Annotated in this window: 21 protein-coding genes and 1 other RNA gene; 12 read left to right on the top strand and 10 right to left on the bottom strand. The window is 30.8% G+C overall.

Annotated elements, in window-relative coordinates; genetic code table 11:
• Positions 1–12: 12 nt before the first annotated feature.
• Positions 13–336, bottom strand: coding sequence for a hypothetical protein (locus tag EQ921_RS03675; RefSeq protein WP_128330597.1), 324 nt, complete (start codon positions 334–336; stop codon positions 13–15).
• Between the two features lie 149 nt (positions 337–485).
• Between EQ921_RS03675 and mfd the strand changes: the two genes are divergently transcribed.
• The 4 genes from mfd to pth all read left to right on the top strand — a co-directional run bounded on the left by mfd (position 486) and on the right by pth (position 6,665).
• Positions 486–3,851 carry a transcription-repair coupling factor gene (gene mfd / locus EQ921_RS03670; protein WP_370449485.1) on the top strand — a complete coding sequence of 1,122 codons (3,366 nt, stop codon included), beginning with the start codon at positions 486–488 and terminating at the stop codon, positions 3,849–3,851.
• A 63-nt stretch (positions 3,852–3,914) separates the two neighbouring features.
• Positions 3,915–5,303 carry a DUF6056 family protein gene (locus tag EQ921_RS03665; RefSeq protein WP_128330596.1) on the top strand — a complete coding sequence of 463 codons (1,389 nt, stop codon included), beginning with the start codon at positions 3,915–3,917 and terminating at the stop codon, positions 5,301–5,303.
• 14 nt (positions 5,304–5,317) lie between these two features.
• Positions 5,318–6,055: a glycosyltransferase gene (locus tag EQ921_RS03660; RefSeq protein WP_128151312.1), complete on the top strand. Its 738-nt coding sequence runs from the start codon at positions 5,318–5,320 to the stop codon at positions 6,053–6,055.
• A gap of 43 nt (positions 6,056–6,098) precedes the next feature.
• Entirely contained in the window at positions 6,099–6,665 is a 567-nt protein-coding gene (pth, locus tag EQ921_RS03655; protein WP_128330595.1) for an aminoacyl-tRNA hydrolase, read from the top strand.
• Here pth and EQ921_RS03650 read toward each other — a convergent pair whose 3' ends face one another.
• Entirely contained in the window at positions 6,666–7,325 is a 660-nt protein-coding gene (locus tag EQ921_RS03650; RefSeq protein WP_185144504.1) for a vancomycin high temperature exclusion protein, read from the bottom strand.
• Positions 7,326–7,515: 190 nt separating this feature from the next.
• On the opposite strand from EQ921_RS03650, the gene ssrA reads away from it, so the two are divergent.
• Positions 7,516–7,916, top strand: a transfer-messenger RNA (tmRNA) gene (ssrA, locus tag EQ921_RS03645).
• The gene (locus tag EQ921_RS15005; RefSeq protein ID WP_221410462.1) at positions 7,875–8,081 is read left to right on the top strand and encodes a type I restriction enzyme HsdR N-terminal domain-containing protein; all 207 of its coding nucleotides are present in this window, start codon (positions 7,875–7,877) and stop codon (positions 8,079–8,081) included. Before ssrA ends, EQ921_RS15005 begins: the two co-directional genes overlap by 42 nt.
• A 210-nt stretch (positions 8,082–8,291) precedes the next feature.
• On the opposite strand, the gene EQ921_RS03635 is transcribed toward EQ921_RS15005, so the two are convergent.
• The 4 genes from EQ921_RS03635 to EQ921_RS03620 all read right to left on the bottom strand — a co-directional run bounded on the left by EQ921_RS03635 (position 8,292) and on the right by EQ921_RS03620 (position 11,883).
• The gene (locus EQ921_RS03635) at positions 8,292–8,690 is read right to left on the bottom strand and encodes a hypothetical protein (RefSeq protein ID WP_128330594.1); all 399 of its coding nucleotides are present in this window, start codon (positions 8,688–8,690) and stop codon (positions 8,292–8,294) included.
• Between the two features lie 120 nt (positions 8,691–8,810).
• The gene (locus tag EQ921_RS03630; protein WP_128330593.1) at positions 8,811–9,359 is read right to left on the bottom strand and encodes a hypothetical protein; all 549 of its coding nucleotides are present in this window, start codon (positions 9,357–9,359) and stop codon (positions 8,811–8,813) included.
• Positions 9,360–10,381: 1,022 nt separating this feature from the next.
• The gene (locus EQ921_RS03625; RefSeq protein WP_128330592.1) at positions 10,382–10,897 is read right to left on the bottom strand and encodes a GNAT family N-acetyltransferase; all 516 of its coding nucleotides are present in this window, start codon (positions 10,895–10,897) and stop codon (positions 10,382–10,384) included.
• Between the two features lie 86 nt (positions 10,898–10,983).
• Entirely contained in the window at positions 10,984–11,883 is a 900-nt protein-coding gene (locus EQ921_RS03620; protein ID WP_128330591.1) for an AraC family transcriptional regulator, read from the bottom strand.
• Positions 11,884–12,035: 152 nt separating this feature from the next.
• Between EQ921_RS03620 and EQ921_RS03615 the strand changes: the two genes are divergently transcribed.
• From EQ921_RS03615 to EQ921_RS03595, 5 genes are all read left to right on the top strand, one after another.
• The gene (locus EQ921_RS03615; protein WP_255424418.1) at positions 12,036–13,202 is read left to right on the top strand and encodes an alpha/beta fold hydrolase; all 1,167 of its coding nucleotides are present in this window, start codon (positions 12,036–12,038) and stop codon (positions 13,200–13,202) included.
• Between the two features lie 22 nt (positions 13,203–13,224).
• Entirely contained in the window at positions 13,225–14,001 is a 777-nt protein-coding gene (locus tag EQ921_RS03610) for a carboxymuconolactone decarboxylase family protein (RefSeq protein ID WP_255424417.1), read from the top strand.
• Between the two features lie 16 nt (positions 14,002–14,017).
• On the top strand, positions 14,018–15,082 hold the full coding sequence (locus EQ921_RS03605) for an alpha/beta hydrolase (protein WP_128330590.1): 1,065 nt from the start codon (positions 14,018–14,020) through the stop codon (positions 15,080–15,082).
• An 11-nt stretch (positions 15,083–15,093) separates the two neighbouring features.
• On the top strand, positions 15,094–15,591 hold the full coding sequence (locus tag EQ921_RS03600) for a cupin domain-containing protein (RefSeq protein ID WP_128330589.1): 498 nt from the start codon (positions 15,094–15,096) through the stop codon (positions 15,589–15,591).
• A 251-nt stretch (positions 15,592–15,842) separates the two neighbouring features.
• A complete protein-coding gene (locus tag EQ921_RS03595) occupies positions 15,843–16,784 on the top strand; it encodes a tetratricopeptide repeat protein (RefSeq protein WP_128330588.1) in 942 nt (313 codons plus the stop codon).
• A gap of 106 nt (positions 16,785–16,890) precedes the next feature.
• Here EQ921_RS03595 and EQ921_RS03590 read toward each other — a convergent pair whose 3' ends face one another.
• The 4 genes from EQ921_RS03590 to EQ921_RS03575 are packed head-to-tail and all read right to left on the bottom strand — an operon-like array spanning position 16,891 to position 21,555.
• Positions 16,891–18,690: a BACON domain-containing protein gene (locus EQ921_RS03590; protein ID WP_128330587.1), complete on the bottom strand. Its 1,800-nt coding sequence runs from the start codon at positions 18,688–18,690 to the stop codon at positions 16,891–16,893.
• 19 nt (positions 18,691–18,709) lie between these two features.
• The gene (locus EQ921_RS03585) at positions 18,710–19,276 is read right to left on the bottom strand and encodes a hypothetical protein (RefSeq protein WP_128330586.1); all 567 of its coding nucleotides are present in this window, start codon (positions 19,274–19,276) and stop codon (positions 18,710–18,712) included.
• Between the two features lie 52 nt (positions 19,277–19,328).
• Positions 19,329–20,843 carry a hypothetical protein gene (locus tag EQ921_RS03580; RefSeq protein WP_128330585.1) on the bottom strand — a complete coding sequence of 505 codons (1,515 nt, stop codon included), beginning with the start codon at positions 20,841–20,843 and terminating at the stop codon, positions 19,329–19,331.
• A 10-nt stretch (positions 20,844–20,853) separates the two neighbouring features.
• Positions 20,854–21,555, bottom strand: a complete 702-nt coding sequence (locus EQ921_RS03575; RefSeq protein ID WP_128330584.1) for a hypothetical protein — start codon at positions 21,553–21,555, stop codon at positions 20,854–20,856.
• A gap of 571 nt (positions 21,556–22,126) precedes the next feature.
• Between EQ921_RS03575 and EQ921_RS03570 the strand changes: the two genes are divergently transcribed.
• Positions 22,127–26,173 carry a two-component regulator propeller domain-containing protein gene (locus EQ921_RS03570; RefSeq protein WP_128330583.1) on the top strand — a complete coding sequence of 1,349 codons (4,047 nt, stop codon included), beginning with the start codon at positions 22,127–22,129 and terminating at the stop codon, positions 26,171–26,173.
• Positions 26,174–26,260 lie beyond the last annotated feature (87 nt).

Genomic DNA, 26,260 nt, shown 5'->3' with positions numbered 1-26,260 from the left:
TATATCAATGATTTAATAATATTTCAAAAAATTCCAAAACTTACGATTTTTCAGGTATTCATTATTTTTTTCATTTGCATAGGCTTCTTTTTCAAAACTTATTTCCATATAAGCTTTATGAGAGTCTTTGTAACGAATTAAATTAACAAAATATTCAATAAAATAAATAACAAAAAAAAGTATCCAGATAAGTTCTAGTTGTTGCCTAAGGTGAATTTTCTCATGATTAATAACTTTTTTGTCATACTTCAGGTAATTGTACTTAACAAATATAAATGGAAAAATAGCCATTCCATGAAAACCGCCAAAAAATAACAGAGGAAAACAAATTATCATTACTTTATTTGATATTTATAAATTATATTGACCATTACTTTATAAAAGACATTTACTCTGTAAAAAATAATATTTAGTTAAAATATATGTTTTACAAAAAAAATTGAATACGTTTATTTTTTTTACAAATTTAGTACCTTTGTCAAGTTTTGGAAACAAATTTTATCGTTAAATCTATTTTCCCTCATCTGAAAAACAGCATTTTGGATACAGGGATACGTACTTATATAAAAGAAAAAAAAACTGTAGCACTTTCTGTAAAGGGAGCTGTAGGCTCATACCCTAATTTATTCAGCGCTTATTTATTTAGCGATCTAAAGATTCCAGTATTTTTATTTTTTGCTGATAAAGAAGAGGCTGCTTATGCTCTTAATGAAATTGAAACAATTTTCGGAAAAGATAAAGTTTTGTTTTACCCTACATCTCATCTGCATCCATATCAGATAGAAGAAATTCAAAATGCTAATATAGTATTACGTACGGAAGTAATTAATCGATTATCACAAAAAACAACTCCAAAATTTATTATTTCCTACGCAGAGGCTCTTTCGGAAAAAGTTATTGATAAAACTGAGCTTGATAATCTTAGTTTAAAAATAAAAACCGGGGATCAGCTAGATTCTGAATTTCTGAATGAGGTTTTATTTAGTTTTCAATTTGAGCGCACTGATTTTGTTACACAACCTGGTGAATTTTCATTACGTGGTGGAATTTTAGATGTTTTTTCTTATTCCGATGAACAACCTTACCGAATCGGATTTTTTGGAAATGAGGTTGAAACCATACGGAAATTTAATATAGAGACACAACTTTCTGAGGAAAAGATAAATCAATTTGTTATAGTACCTAATATTGATCGCCCTTCTGGCATTTCGAACAGAGTTAGTTTTTTAAATTATCTACCAGAAGATACTCTTTTCATATGCAAAGATTTAACCATTTCTCTAGCTAACATTGATAAAAAATATAATAAAGCTGAAGAAGTTTACCAAGATCTTAAACAAACAGTAAAGAGAAGCGAGCCAAAGGATCTGTATATAAAAAGTAATGATTTACTTAATAAAATTCAATCTTATTCCTTTATAGAATTTTCATCCTTACCTTATTTTACTAAGTATGAAACTGTTTTACTGAATCAGTCGGAACAACCCAGCTTCCATAAACAGTTTGATTTATTAGGCCAGGATCTGACAGACAAAGAAAAACTCAAATTTTCAAATTACGTTATTTTTCAATCTGATAAGCAAGAACAAAGACTTAAAGATATTTTTGCGGAAACAGAAAAAGAAGTTCCTTTTAATGGTATACTCGCTAATATAAGTAATGGATTTATTGATTATGACGCGAAGTTTCTAATTTATACCGATCATCAGATTTTTGAAAAATATCACAGATATAATTTACGCAATTCATTTTCCAAATCCGAAACCATTACTCTTAAAGAACTTACAGATTTAAAAGTAGGCGATTATGTTACCCATATTGATCATGGAGTAGGAAAATTTATGGGATTAGTCAAAATAAAGAATGATGATAAAGTACAAGAAACTATCAAGCTTATTTATAGAAATAATGATATATTGTACGTAAACATACATTCATTACATAAAATATCCAGATTTTCAGGCAAAGAAGGTGCTGAAGTTACTCTTAACCAGTTAGGATCTGCGGCATGGAAAAACCTGAAAAATAAAGCAAAGAAAAAAGTTAAAGAAGTTGCTTTCGACTTAATTAAACTTTATGCTGAAAGAAGAACTAAACAAGGATTTGCTTATTCTCCCGACGGATATTTACAAAATGAACTGGAGGCTTCTTTTATGTACGAAGATACTCCTGATCAGGAAAAGGCTACACAAGAAGTCAAATATGACATGGAGAAAGCTACGGCTATGGATCGTCTGGTATGTGGAGATGTAGGATTTGGTAAAACAGAAATTGCCATACGGGCTGCTTTTAAAGCTGCAACTGATGGTAAGCAAACAGCTATTATGGTTCCTACTACAATTTTAGCCCTTCAGCATTATAAAACTTTCTCAAAAAGATTACAGAATTTTCCTGTACGTGTAGAATATCTTAACAGATTTAAAACCGGAAAACAAAAAAAAGAAATAACTGAATCTCTTTCTGAAGGAAAGATAGACATAATTATCGGAACTCAGCAATTGATTGGAAAAGATGTAAAATTTAAAGATCTTGGACTTTTAATTGTTGATGAAGAACATAAGTTTGGTGTTTCTGTAAAAGATAAATTAAAAACATTAAAAACAACGGTTGACACCTTAACCTTAACGGCCACTCCTATACCCAGAACTTTGCAATTTTCTCTAATGGCAGCCAGAGATTTATCAGTTATCAAAACTCCTCCCCCAAATCGTCAGCCTGTACAAACTCAGCTAATAGGATTTAATGAAGAACAAATCAGAGATGCTGTGATCTATGAATTAGATAGAGGTGGACAAGTTTTTTTCATAAATAACAGGATTGAAAATCTGGATGTTTTAGCGGGTATGATCAAACGACTTGTACCTATGGCACGAATAGCTATAGGACATGGACAGATGGATGGAAAAAAACTTGAAAAAATAATGGTTGATTATATGGAGGGTGAATATGATGTATTACTATCAACAACCATTATCGAATCAGGGCTTGATGTACCTAATGCAAATACTATTTTTATTAATGACGCCCAAAGATTCGGTTTGGCAGATCTACATCAAATGAGAGGCCGTGTGGGCAGATCTAACCGCAAAGCCTTTTGTTATTTAATTACTCCGCCTTTGGATATTTTAACCTCTGAAGCCCGCAAACGATTACAGGCTGTTGAACAATTTTCAGATCTAGGCTCAGGATTCAACATTGCTATGAAAGACCTAGAAATCAGAGGCGCAGGTGATCTACTAGGTGCCGAACAAAGCGGCTTCTTTGCTGAGATTGGATTTGAAGCGTATCAACAAATACTTAACGAAGCTATTGAGGAGCTAAAAGAGAATGAATTTTCTGATTTGTTTGAAAAAGAAAATGAAAGTAAAGAGTTTGTTTCAGATGTTCAAATAGATACTGATTTCGAATTATTAATTCCTGACCAATATGTAAACAATGTTGAAGAAAGATTTTCTTTATATCAGAAATTATCTGATATATCTAATGAAAATGATCTTCATTCTTTTGAAAATGAACTAAAAGATCGTTTTGGAGTTTTACCTATTCAAACCGTTGAATTATTAAAAAGTGTACATTTAAAATGGCTATCTAAATATCTTGGTTTTGAAAAACTGGTTATCAAAAATAAGGTACTGTTAGCATACTTTCCTTCCAACTCTCAATCTAAATATTACGAGTCTGAAACATTTAAAAAAGTACTTGAATTTATTCAAAAAAATCCTTCGGGTGCTTTATTAAAACAAAAACAAACTTCTGAAGGGTTATTGCTATATTTGAGAAAAGATAAAATACAGTCTATGGAATGTATTTTAAATTTTTTCTTACAAATCAAGATTTTCGTAACTGAATAATTAACAAACAATTTCAATTAAAAGGTTTACCTTTGTTGTCTTAAAGATTATTAATATAATTCTATGAGTAATTTCTTTACAAAACATGCTTTCAGTAAAATTATTATCCTATTATTTTTATTTTCAATTATTCCTATATTAATTCTATGCTTTTATACAGAGCCAGCTTTAGATGATTATTCATACGCACTCAATTTAACTACAAAATCATTTATTGAAACTCAAATTCAAATATATTTACATTGGAGTAGCAGATATACAGCTACAGCTATTCTTATAACCAATCCTATTCATTGGGGTTATTTTTTCGGATATAATATTATTGCACTAATTATGATTTTATCATTTATATCTGCAGCTGCATATCTATTTTATCAAGTAACGAAGAACATCAAATTGACAATTTTGTTTACAGCTTTTTTCTGTCTTTCATATTTTATGTTTTTACCTAACGTATATCAGGGACTGTATTGGCTACCAGGATCATCCACATATCATTTAGCCAATGTTTTATTCTTAACTTTCCTAGGTATGCTAATTAATTATAATTATACCTCAAATAGAATCATGAAAATTATTCTATTTGTATTGATATTTTTCATTATAGGATGTAATGAAATCTCGATGGTCTTTTTAGATATATCTTTATTTACAGTATTTATTTTTAATTATATTAGTAAGAGAAAAGTTTCTTATTATTACCTTTCGCTTTTAATATGGGCTGGTATTTTAACATTATTTGTTTTATTATCACCGGGAAATAGTGTTCGATCTGCTTTAGTTGTTAATCCTTTAACGCCTGCCGAAATATTTTTAGCTTCTGTAAGAAAAACTTTGGTAGTAATAGTCAAATATGGAATTGTTCCCTTATTTATTAATATAATAATATTTTATGCCTTTCGTAAACAATTGAAAAATATAAATTTAAGATTTTTAAAGTATCCGATTTTATTATATATCGGATTGTTTATAATCCTGCTATTTTGCGGCTCTTTCCCCAGTTTATGGAGTTTGGGTATTTATCCGCCTTTACGTTCAGTAAATGTAATGTTCCTTATTATTTTAGTCTTTAATACAATTTTTTCCTATAAAATTGTCACTTCTCGTTTAATATTCAAAACAAATATCTCCAGAAATGTATTAAGTATGGCATTACTCTTTATAATTTTCAGCTATTCTTTTATTATTCGAGATAAAGATATACTGTTCATACCTAACAATATATATTGGGCCTATGATGACCTGTTAAGTGGTAAAGCATTTCAATACAAAAAGGAAATGAACCATAGATTCAATATGATAACTGAGTCAAAAAAAGATACAATATACGTTCCTCCTATTCAATCTAAACCCAAACTCATTTTTGAAATTGATTTAAGTCAAAATCCTAAGTATTTTTATAATATACATATGGCTGAGTTTTTTCATAAAAAAGCAATAATTTGTAAATAAATAATTTAAAGATAATGAAAATTAATTGTGTAGTTGTTCCTTGTTATAATGAAGAAAACAGACTTCCAGTCGGTGAATTTGAAAAAAGCCTTGAGACTGATAAAAGTCTTTATTTTTGTTTTGTAAATGACGGAAGTACCGATGGTACTCTTAACATTTTAAATATGCTAAAGGAAAAATTTCCAGAAAATGTATTAGTTGTAGATCAACAGCCCAATGCAGGTAAATCAGCGGCTATATTCCGTGGAATAAATGATTCACTCAACTGGAAACCCTTTGATATTATCGGTTACCTGGATGCTGACTTGGCTACTTCTATTGAAGAATACAAACGCATTTGCTCTTATATGAACGATTCTGTTGTAATGGTTTTCGGATCAAGAATACGAAGAATCGGTTCTCAGATAAATAGAAAATTACACAGACATCTAATCGGTCGTATTTTTGCAACTCTTTCCAGTACTATGCTGGATTTACCTGTTTATGATACTCAATGTGGAGCTAAGGCTTTTTCTAACGATATAGCAAGACAAATTTTTAAAGATCCTTTTATTTCAAACTGGAGCTTTGATATAGAAATTTTCTTTAAATTCATCAAAATTGTCGGTAAAGAAAACGTTGAAAACAGTGCTAAAGAAATCCCTCTTGAATCATGGCGTGATGTTGGAGATTCAAAAGTTAAACTTTCCTACTCACTGAAACTACCTTTTGAATTGCTAAGGATTAAAAGATATTATAAAAAACTTTCCTGATTTATTAGATGTAAATTTTTAAGTTTGCAGGTAAATTAAATTTATGAATAAATATCTTATTGTAGGGTTAGGCAACATGGGAATTGAATATGAAGATACCCGACACAATATTGGTTTTCTGGTAGCAGATAAGCTGGCAGAAAACCTAAAAGGTACTTTCAAATCATCTAATTTCGGACAACTTTGCGAAACTTCATATAAAGGAAGGAAAACATTCATCCTCAAACCGGATACTTATATGAATTTAAGTGGTAATGCGGTTAAATATTGGATCAAAAAAGAAAATATACAGCCTGAAAATTGCTTAATACTTTGCGATGATCTTAGTCTTCCTTTTGGCTCTATTCGAATAAAGAGCAGAGGAAGTAATGCCGGACATAACGGATTGAAGAGCATTGAAAATTCATTACAGACTCAACAATATCCACGCTTACGGTTTGGTATTGGAAGCAATTTTGAAAAAGGCCAACAAATTGATTATGTCTTAGGCAAATGGAATGATGATGAAAAAAAAATACTTAACGAAAGAATTATTTTAAGTGCTGAAGCTATTAAATCCTTTATATTTTCGGGCATTTCAAATAGTATGAATGAATTTAACGGAAAATAATTACGGTAATTCTATTTTCTCTCCCCCATATTTGGGCTTTTTATTAACTAAAAGATCCAACAATAGTTTTACTCTTGCCAGTTTTTCCCGAGCCATAGTTTTAAATCCATAATAAGCATTTACATCTTTTGCATTATACCCAATAGCATTCAACTCATACTGTTGAGCTAAAAAAACAGCTCTTTCGTTATGAAATTTTTGTGAGATAAGGGTAAATGTATTTTGACCAAAAATATCTTTTGTCCTAATAACCGAATCTAAAGTTCTAAATCCTGCATAATCAAGATATATGCTATCTTGCGGTATTCCTGCAAGAACAAGATCGTCTTTCATATCCTGAGGCTCATTATACTCTTTACTGCTATTATCTCCACTGACTATAAAAAAACTAACCTTACCCGCATCATACAATTTTTTTGCAGCCTGTATCCTATATATGAAATAATAATTATTATTCCCATTTTTTAACTTTTTAGAAGTTCCCAGCACTACACCTACTCTATTTGCCGGTATTTTATCCACATCATCAAATATATAATCTTTGGTTTTCAAAGAAACAATCTTATCTATAACAAAAACCATAACGATCGTTATCGTAATAAATATAATTAAAACATACATAGCCTTTCTTTTACCCCCTTTGTTTTGTTTTAACCCCATCTTCGTTATTTAAAACCTTAAATTTACACTAATTTATCTGCTTACACAATAAGCAAGATTTTAAATATTTGCACAATAATATTGCTCATTTTGAAATATATTTAAAAATGAGTATCTTTGTTTTTTAATTTTAACAGCTTTATGAGTAACATAGTTTGATTAAAGTTTGTTTACTATTAAAAACATTTTTGGGGCTGACCGGTTTTGACAGCAAGACCAATGGGTAAGTAAGCATGTCGAGTCACGTAATATAATCTCGTAAAACTTGTGTTACAAACTTATAACTGGCAACGAAGAATACGCTTTAGCTGCTTAATATAACCGAATCACAGTAGGTTGAAGCATTTTTTCTACTAGGTAGAAAAGCTAAATGTCTCTCAAAAGCCCTTCTCTGCGGCGTTTGGTTTAGAGGCACGGGAATGTAGAGATAGAACTGGATAAACATCGTATTTAGTTTGAAACTCATGATGATAAGCTGTAAATAGGGTGCAGTTCCTCGGTTTACAGTCGAAAATTAAAGAGCTGATAAGCATGTAGAAAGCTTATGTATTGCTTGTTTGGACGAGGGTTCGAATCCCTCCAGCTCCACTGAATAAAAAATTAGACAAACAAATAGGAAATTTGTTTAAAAGACAACTATACTTAAAAGTATTAATTGAAGATTTAAAATATCCGATAAGCAGGATAGAATTAGAGTACTCAGTATCTTTTGGCTGGAAAAAGAAGAGAGCAGACATAGTAATATTTTATTTGTAACAAATTATGTTTTTTCATATACCAGTGGAACTGAAAAATCACAAATTAAAAGACGGAAAGGAACAGTGTTTTATAAGTAAGTTTATCAAATTACTCATCTCTATAAGTTGATAGTTAGATTAATATGGTATAGAAAAATCTTAACATAGTAAAACAAAAGATTGATGAGTTACTCATATCATATATTTTAATTTTATGATAATCAATTAATTAAATATTTGAGCACAAATTAACCCGCCTGGATACATCTTCTCTGTTATTCTCAATATAATCTAGTAATCCCAAAAAGTATTGGCAATCCGATTCGAAAGTATAAAACTGTAGTTTTAAACATTGGACAGGCTGAATGTAATTTAATCTCATAAGGTATATAAATGCAATGTATCCTTTTCTTAAAAATTCTTTTTTTGAGCAAACCTTTATATTTAATTTTTCTTCATTTATAATGTTGTTTAAAAGGTATTTCAATTTTTCTTTATCAGCTTTAATTGTATTATAAGTAGAGTCTCTTTCAATAGTATTAGTAATTGTGTTCCAATTTAAAGATACTTTCGCACTAATTTTGACAGGAATAATTTCCTCTGTTTCAACTTCTTTAGGTTTAATCAAAGGTGGATTATTTTGGGTATTTTTATATCTTATAACTTATTATATGAATAGGTATTTATAGAGTGCTTATATAGCATTTAAGTTTTGAACAGTTAAGATGGAGCAACTGTAAATTAATTTTTAATCTACCATAATTAATATATAATCATACATAAGGTAGTTATCTATTTCTTCATTCATATATTTATAGTTTAATCTATATAAATAATTTTTTTTATTATAAATAAATTTTATATATGATTCTTTTGATGACAGGTTATTAAGAAATAAATTGTTACAGACTGCTTCAGTCGAATTTGTACCATATTTATCATTAATATATTTGTAGATATATTTTCTCAACTCTTTACCATCATCATCTAATAATCTTGTAAAGACCGGACATTTAACATACCTATAGTCTTTAGTAAAATCTTTATTTTTAAACGAAGTGCAGCTATTATACATTTCAAAATAGCTGTCCAGAAATAATGACGAATTTTCTAAAAATTTATCATGGCAAATAATCTTACTTAGAGTGATAAATTGTTGATATGCTATTTTATCATCTGATAATTTATCAATTACTTGATTTTCTAACCTTTTGTTTTGTCTGCTAATTCTTAGAGAAGAGCAAGAAGTGAAAATTAAAGTAAAGGTTAATAAAATTAAAGTTATTGAACGCTTCATAGTTTGATTAGATTAGTTTCCAAAAATACATTAATTTAAGTTGTGCATAATTATAACTTCCTCTAAAATATTTCCTTGTCAGAATATTGAAGTAATAAAATATCCTAAATCGTATGTTTTTTATCTGCATCAGGTATTTACCATTTTTGGTTTCTATTTTTAGTATTATTAAGTATATTTAGATTTATCTGTTTTTTATATTACCATCTTTCCTCTATAATTCCTCTAATCATAAGTTCATTTTATAACCTGTATTTTTAATTCTTTTTCTTTTATTTTTTTGAAAACACTTGCTAACTACTGTTTCTTTATTTTAAGTTTTTTTATCTAATTCAAAAGGGTTGAAGCTATAGGGATTTTTCTAAAAAGTAATTATAAAGATAATTACCTCAAATATATAAAACCAATGTATAGGGATTTGTAAGTTAATAACACAATAACAATTGAAATTTCTATATGTAAAAAATGAAAACTACTATAGGTTATTAGTTTATATTCTTGATAAACAAATTAAACAATCAAAATAGTAACAACTTAAAAAACAGATTTTTCAAATATACCTTGATCAAAATTAATTTGAAAAATAATGTATATTCTGAAGAATATTTTTTGTTAAAGGTAAAATGTTTCTATGAGAGTACTATTTATAAGATCCTTTTAAAGCTGCAACATCATTTGAGTGGAGTTGAAATGGTATGTATACCGGTTGTTGTTATACTAGAAAACTCGCTAGTGCCTTACTGCATGTGCTTTTTAGTTCTTTAGATAAATGGTTTTCTATTCGAGGATATCATTTCTTAATAAAGCGTCTGCATATTGAATATAAAAAATTATTTCTTACTGTTTTTTTAATCAATTTAACCTAACTCTTTTTCATCAACTTTATAGCGTAGTGGATCAGAAGCTGAAATTTTTTGAAATATATGTATAATTCTAAATTACAAACCAATCAATTGTACTTTGTTTACAGTTTATTTCCTTGTAAATTAAGGATATTTTACCAAATTTAAATGAATTTGAGTTTAATCTTCACTAACAAGCTTTTTCTCAAAAGCTTTTCTTGAACCTCCTCTAAAATAAACTTCTCCACAATACACATATCCTAGCTTTTCAAATATGCGTAACATTCCGGCATTATCAAAATTAGTATCAGCTTTAACACTATAAATATTCTTTTCCCGTGCAAAATCCTCAATGCATTGTAATAGTTGCACAGCTAATCCTTTACCTAAATAATCTTCTGAAACAGCTACCCGATGGTATACAACAAAATCACCGTTAGTCAACCATTTGCCTTTTATATCAGCATAAGCAGGTTCATCGTTAACTAGCAAAGCACAGTAAGCAATCACCGTATCATTATCCGCTAAAACATAACCGTGTTGATCTTCTATATCACTTTTGATAACCGATGGGTTAGGATATCCATCCTGCCATTGCTCACTTCCTTCCTCTTTTCTCCGTTGGATAGCCTTTTCTAAAATTGACCATATCTGCGCTGAATCTTCACTATTAGCCTGCCTGAAAATATATTTCATTATACCTATTTGTTTTTAATCAATCATTGAATGTTCAAAAATACCTATAATATTAATTACTTATAAAAAGTAAATCAACAAAAATATTATTGATTTGATTTTCTATATTCGCTGGGTGTATAGCCTACACGACTTTTAAAAAGTCTGCTGAAATGTTGGGGATATTTAAACCCCAGCTCATAAGCAATTTCATTTATTGTTTTATTTTTATCGAAAACTTTGTCTTTAGCTACCTCTATAATTTTATTCTGAATATATTCCTGTGCAGATTTACCCGTTTCTTTTTTTATAAGATCTCCAAAATAATTTGATGATAAATGCAATTGATCCGCACAGTAAGCAACTGATGGAAACCCTTTTTCAAACGGCAGCTCAGTTGCATAATAATTATTTAATAATTCTTCGAATTTCTCTAATATTCCTTTATTAACATTTTCACGCGTTATAAACTGTCTATCATAGAAACGTTCACAATAATTAAGAAACAATTCTATATGTGAAGCTATTAATCTTTTACTGTGCTTATCAGATCCATGTAGCAATTCTCTGGAAATATTTGCAAAACAATCCAACACAAGTGAACGTTCCTGCGCAGATAAATGTAAAGCTTCATGAGTAAGATAGCTGAAAAAACCATAATCTTTAATTCTTCTTGAAAGTATAGTACCCTGAATCAAATCCGGATGAAACACCAATCCGTGTCCCATTGGCTGATATAAATCCACCTTATTTTCCACATCTAATACCTGACCAGGTGAAACAAATACCAAGGTTCCTTCCTGGTAATCATAAGTAGCTCTTCCATATTTTAAATCCCCACATTTAACTTCTTTCAAAAAGACACAAAAAATCCCGAAATTCATTTTATGACCTTTTCTCATCCGGGCTTTTGAAAAATCAATGATACTTACCCAAGGGTTTGACGATTCATGATTATTAAATTTATTATATTCATTTACCGTATTAAAATTTAGAATCTGTGACATTATTTATACTATTGGATGAACACAAATTTAAACATTCTTTTCAGCTAAAACTACAAGTAATTCTTCATCAGTAATATTGGTAGTTAAAACCGTAAATAGTATACCCTATGTCATTATTATAAATCCGAATTTTACAATATCAAAATGACTAGATGCAGAAAAAAATAAATATGATTAATTTAAAAATAAACCAAATAACTAAAACATCATTTTCTCAATCAGGAAAACATGTTTTCAACCAGCAAAAATATGTAAAACTTATAGGGATAAAAATTTTATCAGCCGGCATATTTCTATTCTTAATTTATTCCTGCTCTCTATCTAAACAATTTACCGGTGAAAATCTGATGATTAAGGAACAAGGAACATTTTCCGCAGGTGGTAACATCATTACAAGTAAAGGAGTGTTTGATCCACTGAAACCCTGGAACGAAATTCAGGGAGGACAAACCCGACATGGAGACCATGCAGATGTGTTTTACCAAATACCTGTAAATTCAAACCATTATCCTATGGTATTTTTACATGGATACGGACAATCTAAGCGAACCTGGCAAACTACGGCTGACGGACGCGAAGGTTTTGCTAATCTGTTTTTGCGTAAAGGTTATGGAATTTATCTCGTCGATCAGCCCGGACGTGGAGATGCCGGACAAACTACAGAACCTTTAGAAATTTCAGCAATTCCTGATGACCAAACCTGGTTTACTCAATTCCGTATTGGATTATATCCCAATTTTTATGATGGAGTACAATTCCCTAAAGATTCGAAGTCTTTGGAGCAATTTTTCCGAATGATGACTCCTAATACTGGAAATGTAAATGAAACAAAAATTGTTGATGCTATGTCAGCAGTATTTGATAAGACAGGAGACGGCATCTTGGTCACACATTCTGCAGGTGGATCTCCGGGTTGGAAAACAGCCATAAAGAACAAGCATGTAAAAGCAATAGTTGCTTATGAACCTGGTGGGTTTACGTTTCCGGAAGGAGAAGTTCCCGAAGGCAATCGTGGAGGAGCAGGTGTTCCAATAGATGAGTTTATGAAGCTAACTAAAATTCCTATCATTGTTTATTATGGCGATAACATTCCTAAAGAAGAAACAAAAGTCGCGTCACAAAATTTCTGGCGAAATGTTCTTTCAACTGCACGTAAATGGGCTCAAACAGTTAATGCTCATGGTGGAGATGTAACTATTGTTCATTTACCAGAAACAGGCATCAAAGGTAATACTCACTTTATAATGTCTGACTTAAATAATCGGGAAACTGCAAATTTATTATCTAAGTGGTTGATTGATAAAGGTCTAAATAAATAATTTATTAATAAAAATTAAATACATGAAAGTAATATCCCTTGGATTGCTTTTATTCGGTATGAATATACAATTTTCATTTGCTCAAATATCGGAAAATAGTAATTATAGCAAATCTAAACAAGAAATAAATCATCATTTAAAAAAAACGACTTTAGATAGTGTGTTAAGTCTAAAAGAACAAAATATTATTATTATTTCATCATTAACAGCAAAAGGAGATTTAAACAAACTTAAAATAGCTTTAGGTATCGGTTTAGATTCAGGGCTAACCGTTAATGAAATAAAAGAAATTTTAGTACATCTATATGCTTACTGTGGGTTTCCAAGAAGTATCCGAGGATTACAGACTTTTATGACGGTACTTGATGAAAGAAAGACAATGGGATATGATGATTTGTTAGGAAATGAAGCATCAATTATTGAAAAAAAAGACAGTAAGTATGAGCGGGGAAAAAAAATATTAGAAGAATTGACTCAGACTTCCCAACCTATGCATCTTACCGGATATTCAGCATTTGCACCCATCATAGATTCTTTTTTAAAAGAACATTTATTTTCAGATATTTTTGAACGTGATATTCTTACTTATACTGAAAGAGAATTAATAACTATCTCTGTAATTAGTACAATAGGTAGAGCGGAACCTATGCTTCAATCACATTTGAAGATTTGCCTTAATGTAGGCTTATCTCCCAACCAATTGCAGCAATTTATATCTATAATAAAATCAACAGCCGGAAAAAAGAAATCAAAATCGGCAAAGAAAATCTTAAACGAAATTTTAAAAAGTGATAAATAATTTAATTCTTAAAAAAATGAAAAAATTAACCCCAATACTTGCAATTGCATCAATATTAAGTTGTTCAAACACTATGAAAGCACAACACTCACAGCAAATTTCTCAACAAAACAATCCTTACACTTTAGTTTATAAAGGAGCCATAACCAAGAATGAAAAAGGAAAAGTACATATTCATCCGGTTACTTACAAATTAAATGGAATTGAGATTGCTGCTAATGTATATACTCCTGCAAACTATGATTCTTCAAAAATATATCCTGCCCTAATTATAGCCCACCCTAACGGAGGAGTCAAAGAACAAACCGCGGGTCTGTATGCTCAGCAATTGGCGGAAAAGGGCTATATAACGATAGTTGCTGATGCAGCTTATCAGGGAGCCAGCGGGGGCGAACCCAGACACACGGATAAACCAGCTTACCGGGTTGAAGATATTTATGGTATGGCAGATTATATTTCCCGTTTTGCTGGTGTAGATGCTAAGCGTATAGGAGCATTAGGTATTTGCGGAGGAGGAGGATATACTCTTAAAGCAGCTCAATCGGACAAACGCCTGAAAGCTATTGCAACCTTAAGCATGTTTAACTCTGGAAAAGTCAGACGAAACGGATTTCAGAACAGTCAGTTAAATACAATACAAGAACGTTTAAAACAAGCTTCTGATGCACGACAGCAAGAAGTTATCAACGGAAAAATTATATACTCAGGTGTAGCAAATATAACTGATGAAGAAATTAATAAAACTGAGACTGATTTATACCGTGAGGGTTATCTGTATTATTACAGAACTCATGCACACCCCAATTCTACTTTTTTGTATACTACAAGCAGTCTAATGGATTTGATAACATGGGATGCTACTGATCAGATGGAATTGATTAATCAACCTTTATTAATGATAGCCGGAAGTAAAGCTGACACTAAATACATGACTGATGAAGCGTATACTAAAGCTACCGAATCTGTTAATAAAGAGCTATATGTCATTGATGGGGCTACTCATATTCAAACCTATTGGAAGCCTGAATATGTTTCACAAATTGTAAGTAAATTATCTTATTTTTTTAGTACTAATCTTTAATATATTAAAAGATGATAAAATTGATTTTCATACGTTATTTATTTCTATTTACTTTCACACTAACGATCACATTAGTATCCTGCAACGATTCAAAATATGAATGTTCAATAAATACTCCTGAACAAACCACTATTTTCCCGAAGGGACAAAAAGTAACAAACGAACATTTTACCGGTAAGGTCTGGCTTAATTATTTAGTTCCGGCTGATAGCATATATCAAACAAGTATTGGTTCTGTAACATTTGAACCAGGAGCTAGAACTCACTGGCACTATCATCAGGGGGGACAAATACTTTTAGTAACAGATGGAGAAGGTTTATATCAGGAAAAGGGAAAACAAATTCAAATAATAAAAAAAGGAGAAACAATAAAATGCCCTCCTAATATGGAACACTGGCATGGAGCTACTTCAAAAAAATCAATGACCCATATAGCCATAGGTCCTAATTCATATACTGCTAAGGTAATTTGGTTAGAACCGGTAAAAGACACAGAATATAATTATTAAACCAATAGTTTTATTGAATTAATTAATAATTCATTAAACAGTTACGTACTTAGATATAATAAATAGATTCTTTTGAAAAAAAATTACGAATACTTTTACATAATATAAAAAACATCTTACTAAATTTCAATAACTTACCAAATATAAAGTAAAAGGCAACTATTTAAAATGTTGCATATTTATCCTAATAAAAAATGTTTTTTATCTGATTGAAATCATTACTTTTAAGCTAAAATATTTACTTTTGTATTATGAGAAATTTTTTGATCTTTTTCAGTATTTTTTTTAGTCTTTATTTATCAGCCTGTTTAAATGAAATACATGTAAACAAGGAAGGAAAAACATTTGTATCTCAGGAACAACATCCTGTACCCAAACGTATCTATTCAAACAATCAACATTCTGAATATTTGAAAAAACTTGAGGAATATGATACTCGTTGGAACTCTGAACATAATATAAATGATTATATAAATTATGGAGTTTATCTGGTTTATCTAAACCACTTGGACGAAGCTTTGGAAGTATTTACCGAAGCCGAAAAAATTGAACCTGGACTATATGCGACTGCAGCTAATATGGGAACAACCTATGAATTACTTGGTGATAATGAAAATGCATTACAATGGATAGAGAAAGCTTTGAAAATAGATTCCACTTCGCATGAGAGTTCCGAATGGATTCATGTGGCTATTTTAAAAGCAAAAATAAAAGGAGAAACCAACCTAACTGCACTTTCATTAATTGGACAAGACTTTGGAAATGAAAATATCCCCTCTTCCGGATTAAATGAAGAAAAACTTAATAAGCTAGCCAAAGAAATTTTTTATCAACTGGATGAAAGGATTAATTTTATAAAACCTAAGGACGCCATAGTTGCTGAATTAATGTTTAACTTAGGTAATATATACTTTCTGCTGAATGATGCTACTTCTGCTTTAAGGGTATATGATGAAGCAAGGGTCTACGGATACTCTTCGGAATTATTTGAACGAAGATACAGAACTTTAATGGACATTCACCAAAATCTGGATCATACCCAATTTATTGAAGAAGGAAACGATTTAAGCCACATGCTTACAAAGCATAGAAATGATTTAATTCGAATAGCTATCATTATTACTGGTATTATTACACTTACCATTTTTTGTATCGTATTGTATTTTAACAAAAAAAAGAGAAAAAAAAGATAATAATCTTTCTTGAAATAGTTGCTTTGAGCTGAACTTTAAACAAAAAGGACTGCAATGAATGCAGTCCCCTTCTAAAAAGTATAATGAAAAAAAAGCTTAACGAGTTTTATTTCCACCGACTTGGCCAAACCAATCCGGAACATGACTGTGGCGTAAGAACGTGTACGGTTCCAAAATATAATTCACCCGGAGAATAGGTATCGCTGCAAATGGATTGATAATTTCCCCCGTTGGTCTTAAACATTGTATTCCCCTCCCTTGTTGTTGATGTTTTAATGCTTTGAGAACCATAAGGAGAAGGCACAAAATATAAAGAACTGGTTCCTCCGGTTCTCCCTCCTGTAGTTAATACTGATAAACCTGAATTTGTGAGAGAACTACCATCTTTTTTTCTTACATGCACCTGTCCTATATTCACATCCGGTGTAACAATCAAGCGAATATTTGTTTGAATTAAAAGCACATCAGGATCATTGGCTGCATCGTCATAGGTAGCATATCTTTTAGGAGTATAAAATCTTTGAGTTGCCGGAATTTGTTTTACCGGAAAGAAACCTCTGTTGACGGTACTGTATAAAATCCAATATCCAAACCCTGCCGGAGGTTCCAGTCTTTTAACATCAACTATTACTTCACATGTCTTATTTCCAATAATAATTGGAATTTTTATTTGTCCTCCAGCTGGTGCTGTACCCGATACTATGGCTTTAATAGTTCCTCCTGGAGCAGTCATAACCTGACCAACCGGATCGGCTTTTACACTATATCCATTAAGTGTTCCTAAAAGATCAGGTACTGTTAAAGTGCCATAATTTAAAGTATATGTTATATTTATTTCTTCATTAAATGGCTTATTTGGATCAACTGAAATAGCAGGAGGACAAGTTATTGAAAGTTCTTGTGGAACGGAAGCTTTTACGGTAACTGATACTGTACAATACCCCGGAATGTTAAAAGTAGCCACTCCTGAAGTTGTCGGCGTTCCTGTGATATTTCCAGAAAGAGTTCCGGATGTATTTGTTATTGCTGTTGGAGGAATTGTCAAGGTTAAGCCTGATACACCAGAACTTTCCACAGTTGCTCCGGGAAAAACGACCGGGGGATTTGTAGCTGTATAAGGAATGGTAACACTCGCATTTACATTACTTCCCTGAGTAAATTCTGATGGATTAATTGTTGCATTACCACAATTTAATGTCAGGCTTCCTGCTGATTTTACATTAATTTTAACTTTACATTCAGACAAAATATCTTCACGAATATTTAAATTAATATCATAAGTTCCTACGGGGACAGTCGCCTGCACTCGTACACGAACTGTAAGAGGATGATTACCTTGCATATATGTCTGTGAGTTTCCCCCATATACAATATAAGCTCTTCCAGGTAAGTTTGTAAGCTCTCCTAATACTTCCCCCTGACTTAAAAATATTCCTTTCGGATTATTTACTTCCAATTTAACCAAATCTGTATAGGCTACATCATAAACTTTTCCCTGCACTACGTCTATTTCCTGTGTGGGGCAGGTAAATTTATCTGGATTGTGAGGTGGACTTCCTACCACCAGATTAGTAGGATATACCTGCCCATTTATAAATGTCAAATTAATAACATCGCCAGGCTGGGCGGAAGCATCCACTGTTATTGTTACTGTCTGAGGAAGACCGTTACCGGGACCGGACATTGGACTAATTGTTGCTCCAAATACAGGGGTTTCAACCCTCCAGGGACCGCTGGAAAGAACAGTCACAGCAATTGATTCACCCGGCTGAATAGTATCCACAATCGGTGTTTTATTAACCGAACCATCAGGCCCAATTACAAAAAAGAAAGATTGAGCTTGTAATTCTGGTATTGAAAATAAACCTAAAATTGTAATTATAAAAGTTAGTATTATCTTGTTCATAAATTTCTGTCTTAATTTCTTATTTTGTATTATACCTTATTTTAGCATTTGTTTGAGGAACTTCATTTGTAAAAATCATCTGTTCAGATTTCTCATCCCAATTTCCCGTAATGTTTTGAGGCTCTCGGTCCTTATTAAGTTCACCAAATAATATGAATGATACTGCTGATTTTACTTCTTTTCCTAATAATTGAAAATTATCGTCCATCATTGTGAGTGTACCTCCCTCATATTTGAATGCAGAATTAGTTAAAACATAATTCCCTTTTTTTCCTTGAGGTGTTTTATATTCTATAGAAGCCGCATACCCTTGTTTCACAGGATAATAACTAATATTTATTAACGAATACCCCTCTGATGAACCATAAATAGACATCATCGTTTCCTGAAATGATTTTTCCAAATCAGCCAAATCTTTATATATCATTCCTCCGTGAGGAGATATTAATTTTGATACTAGTAGCTCTGAAGCCGGGCGAATCTCGCCAAAACCTTGTGTTTCATTTTCATTGTTACAACTCACCAATAGTAAGCCTGATAAAGAAAACAGGATACCCGGCAACCAAACTAATGTTCTTTTTTTCATATATTTAATATTAAATGATTGTGTTTTTAAATAATTTAAATTAAAGGTGCTTCTATCTGCTTTCATCTTTATTAAAGTCATCTGCCAGCAGAAATCGAAATCTTATAGGAATAAAAGGTCTGGGTCCGGCAGAAGTATCGTCATCATTGCCGAATTTAAAAGTTCCGTCTTCGTCTTCTACTGAATATAACCATATAGTAAAATCCCAGGTTGCAGGTGTTAATCCTGGGAAACCTCCATCAGACAATGACTTTTGCATATCATTGTAAGATTTTATTGTCATAGAAACATTATAATCTATAATTGTCCCTTTAGGAGTTTCAATATATTTGATCTGACCCTGAGATAAATTGATATTATTTTTATCATCATCCTTCAGGCAATAGGTTAGTAATCCGTCGTTTACTGTTGTACCACCTATAGGAACAAAGTAAACTCTCCAGGAAGCATTGGATCTGATAGTGAAGTTAATTGTCTTGAATGTATCTTCATTAATAAGCACTTTATAATAATTATAAGGAGCTCTTCCACCTTGTTTTAAAGGTCTTACATCCGAACCTATTTCCGTAAAAGCTTCTGCTCCATATTGTATTTGCCTGATAACGAAGTCCTGACTAACAGAAGGAGTTAAGGATAATGAGCCTGTAACGTTTGTTTCTGCAACGTATGATTTATAAGGTGACCAGGTTAATCCTTGTCCTGCAGATGCAGCAAGAAACAAACTTGAGTTTTTTATATCATTAAGTTTTAAAAAGCTTAGATAATTAGTTGAATTAGCTTCAAATATATTATAACTTCCTTCTGTTCTGGTAGGATTTACAAAAGAGACTAATTGACTGATAGAGACATCATCGGAATTACTGGTTTTATATTGAGGGGATAGATTTAACTGAGTATCAGAAATAGGAATCCATCTAGCAATAAAAGGCCAATATAATGGATCATTTTCATATAAGGGTCTTATTAATTTAGATGTTTCAGTAATAGTATATCCCCATTGATTCGGGTTTGTAGCAATTAATTTTAACCCTCTGCTGAAAGCATCTACTCCGCTGGTAAATAATAGAGAGTTAGGTTTGAAAAGAACAGGATCTTCTGAAGCTTCAATTATCAGAGAACACGAATTAATTCCTAATTTATCTATTAAAACCGGAAATGTTGTTCCACTGGAAGTGCCTGGTGGTAATGTTCCCTGAAGCCTTACCTCAATACGGAACATACCCCCTACCGGATTTGTAGGATAAATTGAACGATCCAACCCTGTATAGATCAGTTGGAATTCACCTGATGCTGAAGCTCCTACAACCTGATTAGTCGTTAATGATAGGGCACCCTTTGTTAGGGTTATTCCTATCGTCCCATCCTGAGAGTACGTAATACCAGGTTCTACTAGAATATTTTGCCCATTACTGAACCATACACAATCCACTTCTCCTTCCGCAGGATCATTTGAAATTATTAGACTGCGAACATTTTTATTCACAATCATATAATTCTGTGCTGACAGGTAAGCAGAAATAAACAAACTAAAGAACATTATATTTATAATCAAAACTGACTTTCTCATTGGTGTAGATTTATTTAACAACAAAAACTATGTTGATTAATGAATATGCCGTAGGTGCTGTTCCTGTGGGAGTATAGGTCATAATTCCAGATGCGGTAATACTATTAATAGTAACCACCGTATTATCATAATAAGTTACAATGTACTCTAGTTCATTTGAATTATATACAGGAATAGATGTTGAGCCGCTTGCTATATATTGAGCATTACCTGCTTGTGTGAATTGCTTTTTATATTCTGAATACAAATCAAATGTAGTAGTTGTTGTACCACTTAAACTTAAATTGAATGATGGCATATAAAACCATATTTTATCGTTGGGCACTGCCGAACTCATTCCCTCCCATTCAGATCCGTTCCAAACATAAACTCCTAATCCAAATCCATTAGTATTATTGATATTATATACAGTTAATCCTGCATGAGTTATATTCTCTTCAGCCGTAGCTGAAGTAATAAAAGGCTGTAAGCTGTTTTTGGACAATAGCTTGACTCTTGGCAAGCCTAATCCGCCTTGGGTAGATGTTATATTAGCATTATCAGTAACAGAAATAGGTGAAGAAGCACTTTGAGTTTTAATTTCTAAAATTGCACCTCTCCCTGGGGCAGAACCATGACCAATGGTAACCTGAGCATTTAACGATGTGAAAAATAAAAAAAGATTTAGCAGGATCACACCTGCACAATTTCTACTAAAATTTTGCTGTTTCATAATTGTTTTGTATTTCAAGTTTGCTTGATAGGATATTTCATATAAATGAACTCTTTATTAATTTCCTTTCTGTCTAAGGTTTAATTTTCATTCTTATACATATTTCTGCTTGAATCATTATAAATTCCTAAAAAATAAAATATACATATATTGTAATAAAGATTACATAATTAAACATTTTATCATTAAAAACATACTAAATTATACTATATAAATAATAAAATATAAAAAACAATAACAACAATTGCATTATCAATACATTTATATAATTATACAAGATGATAAGCCTTAATGTATACATCTATTTATACTTTATAAAGATCTTTTATTTTGAAATTCCATAATGTTTGATTTTTTTATGATTAAATAATAATTATTATGTCGCAATTTGAAGAAAAAAAACCTAAGGGACTTCTTCATATGTAAAATTTATTTATCAAAAAAGCCTCGTTGTGTTGCGTATTTGTTAAATTATTATTCTAAATGTTCACATGGATTTTTATTCTCAGATTAATGTTTGAGATTTGCGTTTCAACACCTGTTATTTTTATAATCCATTTAATATATTTTTATGATATTTAATAAGCAAAAAAAGCATAATTGCATAGGGCTTCTCATGTCTTTTTTACTTTTAATAATTTTGAGCTGCGGCAAAAAAAACGACCTGAACATTACCTCAGATCTTAAAAATAAAAGCAGTATATCCGAAGAATTATCAAACCAACATATTAATTGCTTTGAAGAAGATAAATTCGGATATATATGGATTGGGACTTCGCGAGGATTAAATCGCTATAACAGTTACGATTACCATCAATATTTCAGTATTTCCGGCGACTCAACCACTTTAAACAGTAATATTATAAAATCACTATTTAATGACACAAAAGACCAACTATGGATTGGAACATCAAATGGGATAGCTTTGTATGATTTTAATACCGATAGTTTTCATAGAATTAAAATCAACGGTCCTGAAAAAAATATTAAACAAATAATTGAAAGTGAGGATGGACGTATATTTGCAAGTATGTACACCAGTTTGTACGAATATGTTCCCCGAAAAAAAGAATTTAAAAAAGTACTGGAATTTGATTCGGATGTTTTTTATACTACATGCCTTATGGATAAACACAACCGTTTATGGCTTATTTCTGCTTCTTATATTAAATGCTACAATTTATCTGATCTCAAACTAATTCATTACATAAACTTATCCGAATATAAAGCTTCTAATTATTCCTGTTTTTTAAATAATGACAACGAATTATTTATAGGTATGGATAATTCGATTTACTCAATTGACATAACCAATACTAAACCTGTACTTATCAAAAGAATTAATATTCCATTACATTCCATAATTAATTCTATACAAGCTTACAATTCAAACTCATTAATTATTGGCACTAAAACAGAAGAAACATTTATTTACAATACTTTATCAGATATAATAGTTGATACAAACAACAAAGAATTTCCTTTCCCCGCTCCTGAAGCTCCGGTAAATACTTCTTTTATAGATTCTAACCAAAACCTATGGATATCCGTTTTAGATCAAGGGTATATTATTAATTATAAAAACAAACAACAACTAAACATCAATACTAAACTAAAATCACTTATAAATAATAAATCAGTTACAGCTATTACTACCGATAAAAAACAGAACCTATGGATAAGTACATCATTTAATTACGAAATAATTATTTATAATCCGATAAATGAAAGAATAAATCAGATAGATCTTAAAAAAACATTTAGAAAAGATCAACTGCAAGATGCTATCAGCAAAATATATGCAGACTCTGAAAACCACATATGGTTACTTATTAGCAATAAACTATATAAATGTAATTATGAAAATAATCAATTAAATCTAATTGAAACTTTTTCTTTTCCTATGGCATTACAAAGTATTGCTGAAGACAAATTTGGAACCCTATGGATTGGAGGTTATTCAGAATACATTTATGCCCTTAAAAAATCGGAACACGAGTTTTCTAAAATTAAGCTTTATACAAAACAGTATACTTATATTCAAGACATACTTGTTTTAAGCACAGGAAATTTGGTTATAAGTTCTTTTAACCAGGAATTCAAAATAATTGATACTGACACCTGGAACGTACGAAGCTTTGAAGTATCGGTTCAGGGTTTAAAAACTCCGGCATTTATGCCTTCATGCATTTTTGAAGATTCTAATCAAACTATATGGCTCGGAACATTAAACCAAGGTTTGTTCTCTTATTCTATGAGAACCAAAAAAGTACAATCTTACAATAATTTACTCTCCAGTGAAGAGGTTAATAGTATTGAGGAAGATATCTATGGAAATATCTGGGTTGGAACCAGCTATGGATTAAATAAAATTTACAAAAACAAACAATCAGCTGTTTCATATTTTTCTTACGACGGTATTGGCGGAAATCAATTTAACCGTCAGGCCGCATCTTCTTTATCCAACAGTATATTGTTTTTCGGTGGAACTCATGGCCTTACCATATTTAATCTTACAAAACCCAATAATAAGAAAAAGATACCGCTGTATTTTGAAAATCTTATCATAAATAACGAGATTGAAGAAGTATCCTCCTCGGGAGTCTTACAAAAAAACCTTTTATTCTCTCCAAAAATAGACCTAAAACCCAATCAGGATATAGAAATTACTTTTGCTGGCTTAGATTTTAATGAATCTCATAAAGTCAGGTATTATTATAAAATGGAAGGTTATGACAAAGATTGGATAGACTCAAAATACAAAAGAATAGCAAGCTATCCACATTTACCTTCAGGTTCCTACACATTTAAAATAAAGATTACAGATACTGAAAATATTCATACTGAAACTGAAGCTTCATTGCCGATAACAATGGAAAAAGTGATTTGGCTTAAATGGCCAATGATATTTTTATATTTATCACTGATTATTTTCCTCCTGTTTATATTTAATTATCTATTCCATGATGCCCGTTCTAGCAAAAATGAAGTAATAACCGCACATAAAGAAAAGGAATATGAAAGACATATAAACAAGATGAATATGAAATTCTTTTCTAAAATGGCCAAAGAGCTTCGAACGCCTTTAACAATGATGTCTGGACCTGTAACTATATTATCTGAAAACAACCTTCCGCAAGAAAACAGAAAAGAACTTTTAAAGCTGATAAAAACAAGTATACAGCGTATGTTCCGGTTAACCGGACAAATCCATGACTTTAATAAACTTGAAGAGAATGAACTTAAATTAGTTAAATGGAATGAAAATATTGTCGAACTTATTAATGATATACTAAGTATATATATGGTGAGCGCACAAAAAAGAGAAATAACAATTACCACAATCGGCTTTTCTATCCCAATAATTATTTCAATAGATAAAGACAAATTTGAAAGAATATTGGAAAACGTTTTATCAAATGCTTTTAAATTCACGCCTGATCATGGAAAAATAGAAATTACGCTGGAGATTATTACGAAAAATATAGTCCAGGAAATGTTCCCGAATAATAACGATTATATTTACCCTGAATATCTCAGGATTAGTGTTGGTGATTCAGGCCCCGGAATCCCTGAAAATATGCTTGAAGACATATTTAAACGTAATTTCCAGATAGACAATTCTTTTTACAATATAAAAAATACCGGAACCGGAATTGGTTTGTACTATGCAAAAAAATTAATCGAACTGCATAGTGGATTTATCAAAGCTGAAAATAAAGAAAAATTTGGAAGCATACTATCTTTGGCATTTCCTTTTTATAAAGAAAATTTAGCATTTATAGCAGAAAATCAAGGAATTAATTACGAAGAACTAAATAATCTAAATAATGAAGATGAAGAGCTGGAAGTTGATGATAAATCACATAAAAATATAACCATCCTTATCATTGATAATGATAAAGACCTTACTCATTATTTATACACAATACTTTCAATATATTATACGGTAATTTTAAAAAACAGTACGGACGAAGCCAGTAAATTATTACCTGAAAATAAACCGGACCTCATCATCTGCGATGTATTATTACCTGAATCAGATGGTTATAAATTTATTGAAAAACTTAAAGCAAATGAATCTTATCAACATATTCCTATAATTTTATTAAGTGTTAAAACGTTAATAGAAAATCAGATTTACGGTTTAAATTTAGGAGCAAATGCGTATATAACTAAACCATTTAATCCCTTATATTTACTATCTGTAATCAGATCACTAATTAACAACAGAAATTATATTCGTCACCCCATGAATAATATAACACTAAAAAAAGAACTTGATATGGATTCTATTTCCGTTCTGGACCGGGCATTCCTGGATAATTTATATCAATTAATGGATAAAGAATTATCTAATTCTGAATTAAATATTGAACAAATAGCGAAGCTATTAGGCATGAGCCGTGTTAAATTCTTTTATAAAGTCAAAGGTTTAACCGGTATTGCTCCTAATAATTTTTTTAAAGCATATAAATTAAATCGTGCAGCTGAATATCTTAAAGAAGGCAAATACAATATTTCTGAAATTGCTAATTTAACGGGATTTAAAACTCTTTCTCATTTCTCCTCCAGTTTTAAAAAACAGTTCGGTGCTCCGCCTACAGAATATAAATAATATTCCTGATTAAAGACAACTAATTAATTATTTTAAATCTTTGGCAAAATATCTTTTGCCAAAGATTTTATCTTTTCGTAAATATCA

It is taken from the genome of Apibacter sp. HY039, from assembly GCF_004023655.1.
Lineage (GTDB): Bacteria > Bacteroidota > Bacteroidia > Flavobacteriales > Weeksellaceae > Apibacter > Apibacter raozihei.
Note: the sequence above shows the minus strand (reverse complement) of the source record. Positions and strands in the feature narration are given on the sequence as shown.

What these genes read in the sequence shown, in the direction of transcription:
- EQ921_RS03675 (WP_128330597.1), bottom strand. Translation starts at nt 336, where the DNA reads ATGATAATTTGTTTTCCTCTGTTATTTTTTGGCGGTTTTCATGGAATG.
- EQ921_RS03665 (WP_128330596.1), top strand. Translation starts at nt 3,915, where the DNA reads ATGAGTAATTTCTTTACAAAACATGCTTTCAGTAAAATTATTATCCTA.
- EQ921_RS03660 (WP_128151312.1), top strand. Translation starts at nt 5,318, where the DNA reads ATGAAAATTAATTGTGTAGTTGTTCCTTGTTATAATGAAGAAAACAGA.
- pth (WP_128330595.1), top strand. Translation starts at nt 6,099, where the DNA reads ATGAATAAATATCTTATTGTAGGGTTAGGCAACATGGGAATTGAATAT.
- EQ921_RS03650 (WP_185144504.1), bottom strand. Translation starts at nt 7,325, where the DNA reads ATGGGGTTAAAACAAAACAAAGGGGGTAAAAGAAAGGCTATGTATGTT.
- EQ921_RS03630 (WP_128330593.1), bottom strand. Translation starts at nt 9,359, where the DNA reads ATGAAGCGTTCAATAACTTTAATTTTATTAACCTTTACTTTAATTTTC.
- EQ921_RS03625 (WP_128330592.1), bottom strand. Translation starts at nt 10,897, where the DNA reads ATGAAATATATTTTCAGGCAGGCTAATAGTGAAGATTCAGCGCAGATA.
- EQ921_RS03620 (WP_128330591.1), bottom strand. Translation starts at nt 11,883, where the DNA reads ATGTCACAGATTCTAAATTTTAATACGGTAAATGAATATAATAAATTT.
- EQ921_RS03615 (WP_255424418.1), top strand. Translation starts at nt 12,036, where the DNA reads ATGCAGAAAAAAATAAATATGATTAATTTAAAAATAAACCAAATAACT.
- EQ921_RS03610 (WP_255424417.1), top strand. Translation starts at nt 13,225, where the DNA reads ATGAAAGTAATATCCCTTGGATTGCTTTTATTCGGTATGAATATACAA.
- EQ921_RS03605 (WP_128330590.1), top strand. Translation starts at nt 14,018, where the DNA reads ATGAAAAAATTAACCCCAATACTTGCAATTGCATCAATATTAAGTTGT.
- EQ921_RS03600 (WP_128330589.1), top strand. Translation starts at nt 15,094, where the DNA reads ATGATAAAATTGATTTTCATACGTTATTTATTTCTATTTACTTTCACA.
- EQ921_RS03595 (WP_128330588.1), top strand. Translation starts at nt 15,843, where the DNA reads ATGAGAAATTTTTTGATCTTTTTCAGTATTTTTTTTAGTCTTTATTTA.
- EQ921_RS03590 (WP_128330587.1), bottom strand. Translation starts at nt 18,690, where the DNA reads ATGAACAAGATAATACTAACTTTTATAATTACAATTTTAGGTTTATTT.
- EQ921_RS03585 (WP_128330586.1), bottom strand. Translation starts at nt 19,276, where the DNA reads ATGAAAAAAAGAACATTAGTTTGGTTGCCGGGTATCCTGTTTTCTTTA.
- EQ921_RS03580 (WP_128330585.1), bottom strand. Translation starts at nt 20,843, where the DNA reads ATGAGAAAGTCAGTTTTGATTATAAATATAATGTTCTTTAGTTTGTTT.
- EQ921_RS03575 (WP_128330584.1), bottom strand. Translation starts at nt 21,555, where the DNA reads ATGAAACAGCAAAATTTTAGTAGAAATTGTGCAGGTGTGATCCTGCTA.
- EQ921_RS03570 (WP_128330583.1), top strand. Translation starts at nt 22,127, where the DNA reads ATGATATTTAATAAGCAAAAAAAGCATAATTGCATAGGGCTTCTCATG.